Annotated in this window: 2 protein-coding genes; both read right to left on the reverse strand. The window is 72.6% G+C overall.

All coding sequences use genetic code 11. The annotated features are described in order from the left end of the window. The coding region (locus AB0D12_RS40645; protein WP_362694977.1) for a type I polyketide synthase at window positions 1–1841 on the reverse strand (1841 nt) is incomplete at its 3' end. A gap of 153 nt (window positions 1842–1994) precedes the next feature. Then, the coding region (locus AB0D12_RS40650; protein ID WP_362694980.1) for an SDR family NAD(P)-dependent oxidoreductase at window positions 1995–8340 on the reverse strand (6346 nt) is incomplete at its 5' end.

The following is an 8340-nucleotide window of genomic DNA, read 5'->3' on the forward strand; positions in this document are numbered from 1 at the left end:
ACATCGCGCAGCGACCAGTCGGTGAAGGGCTCCAGCGCCTTCGCACACTCATCCACCCGGGCAGCGAACACGGGTGAAGCGTCCAACAGCGCCTCTGCCATACCCACCCACTGCGAGCCCTGACCGGGGAACACGAACGCCGTCTTGCCACCCACGACAGCGCCCGTCACCACCTGCGCGGCAAGCCCACCCGACGCCACCGCCGCCACACCCGCCACATGATCACCCAGCACCAGCGCCCGGTGATCCAACCCCGCACGCGACGACGCCAACGACCAACCCACATCCAACGGATCCACAGCCGAATCACCAGCCGCCGGAGCAGCCGCAAGCCACCCCGACAACCGCTCCGCCTGCGCCCGCAACGCACCCGCACTCTTACCCGACAACACCCACGGCACCACAGCAAGACCATCAGACACCACAGGCCCAGCAGACTCCCCCGACTCCTCAACCCCCGGAGCCTGCTCCACAATCACATGCGCATTCGTCCCACTGAACCCGAAGGACGACACACCCGCACGACGGAGTTCACCGGTCTCCGGCCAGGCGATCGTCTCGCCGATCAGGGAGACGGCCCCCGCCTCCCAGTCCACGTGCGGGGTCGGCTCATCGAGGTGGAGGGTCTTGGGCACCACGCCGTGGCGCATCGCTTCGACCATCTTGATGATGCCCGCGACACCCGCCGCCGCCTGTGTGTGACCGATGTTGGACTTGATGGAGCCGAGCAGCAGCGGCCGATCGGCCGGCCGGTCCTGACCGTAGGTCGCGAGCAGGGCCTGCGCCTCGATCGGGTCGCCGAGTGTCGTACCCGTACCGTGCGCCTCCACGACGTCCACATCGGCGGCCGACAGACGGGCGTTGGTGAGCGCCTGGTGGATGACGCGCTGCTGCGACGGACCGTTCGGAGCCGTCAGACCGTTGCTCGCACCGTCCTGGTTGATCGCCGAACCACGCACCACCGCAAGCACCGGATGACCGTTGCGCTGCGCGTCCGAAAGTCGCTCGACGAGCAGCATGCCGACGCCTTCGCCCCAGCCCGTACCGTCCGCGGCGGCCGCGAAGGGCTTGCAGCGCCCGTCCGGCGCCAGGCCGCGCTGCCGGCTGAACTCGGTGAAGGTCGCGGGGGTCGCCATCACGGTGACACCGCCCGCAAGCGCCAGCGAGCACTCACCGGCCCGCAGCGCCTGGACGGCCAGGTGCAGGGTGACGAGCGAGGACGAGCACGCCGTGTCGACCGTGACCGCCGGGCCCTCCAGACCGAAGGTGTAGGCCACACGGCCCGAGGCGATGCTTCCGGAGCTGCCGGTGCCGAGGAAGCCCTCGACGCCCTCGGGCACGGAGTCGAGGCGCGCGGTGTAGTCGTGGTACATCACACCGGCGAACACGGCCGTCCGGCTGCCGCGCACGGACGACGGGTCGATTCCGGCCCGCTCGAACGCCTCCCACGACGCTTCGAGAAGCAGCCGTTGCTGCGGGTCCATCGCCAGCGCCTCGCGCGGCGAGATCCCGAAAGGGGCGGGGTCGAAACGGGCGGCGTCGTAGAGGAAGCCGCCCTCGCTGACGTAGCTGGATCCGGCGCTGTCGGGGTCGGCGTCGTAGAGCGACTCCACGTCCCAGCCGCGGTCGACGGGGAAGCCGGAGACGGCGTCGTCGCCGTTCTCGACGAGCCGCCACAGGTCCTCGGGGGTACGGACGCCCCCGGGGTAGCGGCAGCTCATCGCGACGATGGCGATGGGCTCCTGGTTCTTCTCCTCGACCTCGCGCAGCCGCCTGCGGGCCTGGCGCAGATCGGCGGTCGCCCGCTTGAGGTAGTCGCGAAGCTTGTCCTCGTTCACCATTGCGTGGGCTCCATGCCAGAGAGGCGGTTGTACGGTCGGTCGTCTGGGGGCCACGGGGGCCCGGCGTGCGGGTCCCCGTGGCCTGTTGCGGTGGTGCCGGGCGGGCGCGCCCCCGCCCGGGAAGGTGGGCGGGGAGGCGTTCCGCGCGGCTTCTCAGGAAGCGCCGAGCTCGTCGTCGAGCAGATCGAAGAGCTCGTCGTCGGTCGCCGTTTCGAGGTCGTCGTCGTCGACGTCCCCGTCCGTGCCGGCACCGTTCGCGTCCTGTGCGTCGGTCCACTTGGTCATGAGGGCCTGGAGGCGCATGGTGATCCGCGAGCGCGTGACGCTGTCCGCGTCCGCCGCGCCCAGGGCGGCCTCCAGCCGGTCGAGTTCGCCGAAGACGGACGGCCCGTCGTCGTCGAGGGGCAGCGTGGAGCGCAGATGTCCGCTCAGCGCTTCGGGGGTCGGGTAGTCGAAGATGAGCGTGGCGGGGAGGCGCAGCCCCGTCGCCGCGCCGAGCCGGTTGCGCAGCTCGACCGCGGTCAGCGAGTCGAAGCCGAGCTCCTTGAAGGCGCTGCCCGGTTCGATGGCGGCCGCGCCGCTGTGTCCCAGCACCTGGGCCACCTGGGTGCAGACCAGGTCCAGCAACACCCGGTCCCGTTCCGCGGGCGGCAGTTGGGCGAGCCGCTGCGCGAGCGAGTCCGGACCGTCCGCCGCCGCTCCGCCCGCCCTGCGCCGTACCGGGGTACGGAGCAGGCCGCGCAGCAACGGCGGTACAACATCGCCCACTTGGGCCTGGAGTACGGCCAGGTCGAGCCGCGCGGGCACGAGCACGCTCGCGGTCCGCGCGTCCTCGGGCACAGCGCCGGAGGGTGCACTGCCCGGCAGTGCGGCGTCGAAGAGCGCAAGCCCCTCGGCCGCCGACAGCGGGTTCATGCTGCCCCGGCTCAGCCGTCGCCGGTCGTGGTCGTGGAGCGTGGCGGCCATACCCGCCTCGTCGTCCCACAGACCCCAGGCCAGCGAGACCGCCGTGAAGCCCTGGGCCCGGCGGTGCTGGGCGAGGGCGTCCAGGAAGGTGTTACCCGCCGCGTAGTTGGCCTGCCCGGCGTTGCCGAACACGCCGGCCGCGGAGGAGAACAGGACGAACGCGGCCAGATCGAGTCCGTGGGTCAGCTCGTGCAGGTTCCACGCGGCGTCGACCTTGGGCCGCAGCACCTTCTCCATCCGCGCGGCGGTCAGCGACTCGACCGTGCCGTCGTCCAGCACACCGGCGGTGTGCACGACGGCCGTCAGCGGATGCGCCGTGGGTACGGACTCCAGCAGCGCGGCCACCGCGTCCCGGTCGGCCGCGTCGCACGCCGCCCAGGTGACCTGCGCACCCGACGCGGTCAGTTCTTCGGCAAGTTGCTCGGCGCCGCCCGCGGCGGCGCCCCGGCGGCTGGTGAGCAGCAGATGCCGTACGCCGTGCTCCGCGACCAGGTGCCGGGCGAGCAGTCCGCCCAGGGTGCCGCTGGCGCCCGTGACGAGGACGGTGCCCTCCGGGTCCAGGCCACGGTCCGAGGCCGTGTCGTCCGCTGCCGGGGCGATGACCGCCCGCGCCAGACGGGGAGCCAGGACGACCCCGTCGCGTACGGCGAGTTGGGTCTCGTCGGTGTCGAGCGCGGCGGGCAGCGCCCGGTACGAGTCGTCCTCGGCGTCGAGGTCGACCAGGACCAGTCGGCCGGGGTGCTCGGCCTGCGCGGAGCGCACCAGGCCCCACACCGCCGCGTGCGCCAGGTCCTCCACGTCCTCGTCGGGGTCCGTCGCGACGGCGCCACGTGTGACGACCGCCAGCCGTGCACCGGCGAACCGCGCGTCCGCCAGCCAGGACTGGATCAGCTCCAGCGCGTCCACGGCAGCGGAGTGGGCGGCCGACGCGAGGCCGCCCGCCGTGCTGAGCTCGGGTGCCAGGGAGACGAGGACCGTCTCCGGCGCGGGCTCCCCGAGTGCCTCGGCCAGGTCGACCGCGTCTCCGAGCGCGGACAGGCCGGGGTGGTGCCCGCCCGTGTCCTCGGAGGTCGCGGTGTCCTCGGGGGCCGCGCCGAACGCTGCGGCCCGCTCCAGGACCCCGGTGCGCTCCAGCGCGGCACCCAGCTTCAGCGGGTCGCCACCCAGCAGGGCCCAGCGCCCGCCCGGGGGCCGCTGCACCTCGGGCAGCGACAGCACGGGCCAGTCGACCTGGAACAGCGCATCGCGCACGGAGCCCGGCCCGCCGCTGCCGAACGCGTCGACAGCCATCGGACGCAGGACGAGCGAGTCGACCGTGAGAACCGGCTGCCCTGTCTCGTCCGCGACGGTCAGCGCGATCGCGTCCTGGCCGGCCAGTGCCATCCGCACCCGCAGCGCCGCCGCTCCCACGGCGTGCAGCCGCACACCCTCCCACGAGAACGGCAGCCTGGCCCCCTCGGGCCCGTCGGGGAAGAAGTCCCCGAGGCCGACCGCGTGCAGGGCGGCGTCGAGCAGCGCCGGGTGGAGCCCGTACAGGGCGCCTTCCGGCCGCCGGTCCTCGGCGAGGGCGACCTCGGCGAACACCTCGTCGCCGCGCCGCCAGGCGAGCCGCAGATTGCGGAACGCCGGACCGTATCCGAGACCGATGGCATCGAACGACGGGTACAGATCCTCCACGGCGCAGGGGACGGCTCCGGCCGGGGGCCACTCGGGCTGCGCCTCGGTCTCTGCCGCAACTGTCCCGGCTGCCTCGCCCGCGACCGCCAGGACACCGCCCGCGTGCCGGGTCCAGGGCTCCGCGAACGCGGCCTCCTCCGGACGCGTGTAAACGTGGAACACCCGCCGTCCCGACGCGTCGGGCTCCGCCACGGCGAGCCGCAGCTGCACCCCGCCTGCTTCGGGCAGCACCAGCGGAGCCTCCAGCGTGAGGTCCTCCAGCAGATCGCAGCCTGCGTGGTCGCCGGCGCGCACGGCCAGCTCCACAAGTGCAGCGCCCGGCAGCAGGACGGTGCCGCCCACCCTGTGATCGGCCAGCCAGGGGTGCGTGCGCAGGGAGAGCCGCCCGGTGAAGAGGAACCCGTCCGAGTCGGGCAGCTCGACCGCCGCGCCGAGAAGCGGATGCCCGGCGGAGCCGAGCCCCGCGGACGTCACGTCCCCGCTCGGGGCGTGGGCGGGCGCCTCCAGCCAGTAGCGCTGCCGCTGGAAGGCGTACGTCGGCAGGTCGACGCGCCGGGCGCCGGTGCCGGAGTAGTACATCTCCCAGTCGACGGTGATCCCGCGCAGGTGTGCCTGGGCCACGGCCGAGGTGACCGTCTCCTCTTCGGAACGGTCCGCGCGCAGGGCCGGGACGAAAGCCGCGTCGTCGCGCGTGACGCACGACTGCGCCATCGCGGAGAGGACGCCGCCGGGGCCGAGTTCGATGTACGTGGTGACGCCCGCGTCCTCCAGTGTGCGGATGCCGTCCAGGAAGCGGACCGCCTCGCGGACGTGCCGTACCCAGAAGTCCGCCGAGTCCATCTCGCCGGTGACCAGGGTCCCGGTGAGGTTCGAGACCACCGGGATACGAGGAGACTCGTACGAGAGTCCCTCGGCGACCTTCCGGAAGGCGTCGAGCATGCCGTCCATGTGCGGCGAATGGAACGCGTGACTGACAGTCAGGCGCTTGGTCCTGCCGCCCCGGGCCTCGACCGCCTCGGCGATCGCGACCGCCGCGTCCTCGTCGCCCGCGATGACCACGGCCTGGGCGCCGTTGATCGCGGCGATGCTCACGCGGTCGGTGAGCAGCGGGGTGATCTCCGCCTCGGCGGCCTCCACCGCGATCATCACGCCGCCGGTGGGCAGCGCCTGCATGAGTCGGCCGCGGGCGGCGACGAGGGTGCAGGCGTCGTCGAGGGAGAGCACGCCGGCCACATGGGCTGCGGCGATCTCACCGATGGAGTGACCGGCCAGGAAGTCCGGCTTCAGGCCCCACGACTCGACCAGGCGGAACAGCGCCACCTCGATGGCGAAAAGGGCGGGCTGGGTGTACGCGGTCCGGTCGAGCAGATCCGGGTCGGACCCGAACAGCGCGTCCTTCAGCGGTACTTCAAGTCGTGGGTCGAGCTTGTCCCAGATGGAGTCCAGAGCCTGCGCGAACACGGGATAGGTGGCGTACAGCTCCCGGCCCATGCCGAGGCGCTGGCTGCCCTGCCCGGTGAACAGGAACGCGAGCTTGCCGCCGGCCGGGGATCCCTCCGTCAGGTTGGCCGCCGTGGCGCCCTCGGCGAGCGCCGCGAGACCCGCGAGGAACTCTTCGCGGTCCCCGGCGACCACGGCGGCCCGGCGGTCGAGCGCAGTCCTGCTCGTGGCCAGGGCGTAGCCGGTGTCGGCGAGGGACAGTCCGGGGTGCGCGATCATGTGCGCCCGCAGCCGGGCGGCCTGGTCGCGCAGGGCGTCCGTGCCCTTCGCCGAAAGAAGCCACGGCAGACTCGCGGGAGCGCGAGCGGGCTCCGGTCGCGCGTCGAGCGGCTCCACGGGCTCGGGGGCCTGCTCGATGATGGCGTGCGCGTTGGTGCCACTGAAGCCGAAGGACGAGACCGCCGCGCGGCGCGGACGGCCCGTCTCGGGCCAGGCGGTGGCCGAACCGAGGAGCGTGACCGCCCCCGCCGACCAGTCGACGTGCGGGGTCGGCTCGTCCACGTGGAGCGTCTGGGGGACGACACCGTGGCGCATCGCCTGGACCATCTTGATGATCCCCGCGACACCGGCAGCGGCCTGTGTGTGTCCCATGTTCGACTTGATCGAGCCGAGCAGCAGCGGCTGCTCGTCGGCGTGCTCCTGACCGTAGGTCGCGAGCAGGGCCTGCGCCTCGATCGGGTCACCCAGAGTGGTGCCGGTGCCGTGCGCCTCCACGACATCGACCTCGGCGGCCGACAGCCCCGCACTGGCCAGAGCCTGGCGGATCACCCGCTGCTGGGAAGGCCCGTTGGGAGCGGTCAGACCGTTGCTGGCGCCGTCCTGGTTGATCGCCGAGCCACGGACCACCGCAAGAACCGGGTGACCGTTGCGCTGTGCGTCGGCGAGCCGCTCCACCAGCAGGACACCCGCGCCCTCGGACCAGCCCGTGCCATCGGCGTCGGCCGAGAACGCCTTGCACCGGCCGTCGGCCGCGAGCCCGCGCTGGCGACTGAACTCCACGAAGGGAGCGGGGGTCGCCATGACCGTCACACCGCCCGCGAGAGCAAGGGAGCACTCGCCATTGCGGAGCGCCTGCACCGCGAGGTGGAGAGCGACCAATGAGGACGAGCAGGCCGTGTCGACGGTGACCGCCGGGCCTTCGAGGCCGAAGGCGTACGACAGCCGACCGGAGATGACACTCGCCGCATTGCCCGTGCCGAGGAAGCCCTCGACACCCTCGGGGAGCGTGGTGAGCCGGGAGGCGTAGTCGTGGTACATGACGCCCGCGAAGACGCCGGTCCGGCTGCCGCGCAGAGCCGCCGGGTCGATGCCCGCCCGCTCGAACGCCTCCCACGAGGTTTCGAGGAGCAGGCGCTGTTGCGGGTCCATTGCAACGGCCTCGCGCGGCGAGATCCCGAAGAACGCCGGGTCGAAGTGGCCGGCGTCGCGGACGAAGCCGCCCTCGCGGGCGTAACTCGTGCCCTGCTGGTCGGGGTCGGCGTCGAACAACGCGTCCACGTCCCAGCCCCGGTCGTCCGGGAACTCCGAGATGGCGTCCCGGCCTTCCAGGACCATCCGCCAGAGGTCGTCCGGGCTCTCCACGCCGCCGGGGTAGCGGCAGCCGAGGCCCACGATCGCGATGGGCTCGTCGTCCCGGGCCGCGAGGGCGACCGGAGCCGGTGCCTCGGGCGCGGCTCCGACCAGCTCTGACCGCAGGTGGTCGGCCAGGACCGCCGAGTTCGGGTAGTCGAAGACGAGCGTGGCGGGGAGGCGCAGCCCCGTCGCCGCGCCGAGCAGGTTGCGCAGCTCGACGGCGGTCAGCGAGTCGAAGCCCAGCTCGCGGAACGAGCGGTCCGTCTCGACCGCCCCCGGCTCGGCGTATCCGAGGACCGTGGCGACCTGCGTACGGACCAAGTCCAGCACGTGCGCCGTCTGTTCGGCTACCGACAGTCCGGCGAGGCGTTCCGCCGGTGCGGATGCTCCGGCGGCGGCGGTGCCTGCGGCGCGGCGGGTGGGAGTACGGACGAGGCCGCTGAGCAGCGGCGGGAGCATGCCACCACTGCTTGCCTGGGCACGGAGGGCAGCGAGATCGAGCTTTACGGGGACGAACAGCGCCTGCTCGGACGCGGACGCGGCGTCGAACAGTGCCACGCCCTCCTCCGCGGAGAGCGCACTGACACCACCACGGCCGAGACGATCACGATCCGTCTCACCCAGCTCGCCTGTCATGGCCGACGCTTCGGCCCACAGACCCCAGGCGAGGGAAGTGGCAGCAAGGCCACGCGCCGTACGGTGCTGAGCCAGAGCATCCAGGAACACATTCGCGGCCGCATAGTTCGCCTGACCGGCACCACCGAACACACCGGCAGCCGAGGAG

The sequence above is a fragment of the Streptomyces sp. NPDC048479 genome, assembly GCF_040651435.1.
Lineage (GTDB): Bacteria > Actinomycetota > Actinomycetes > Streptomycetales > Streptomycetaceae > Streptomyces.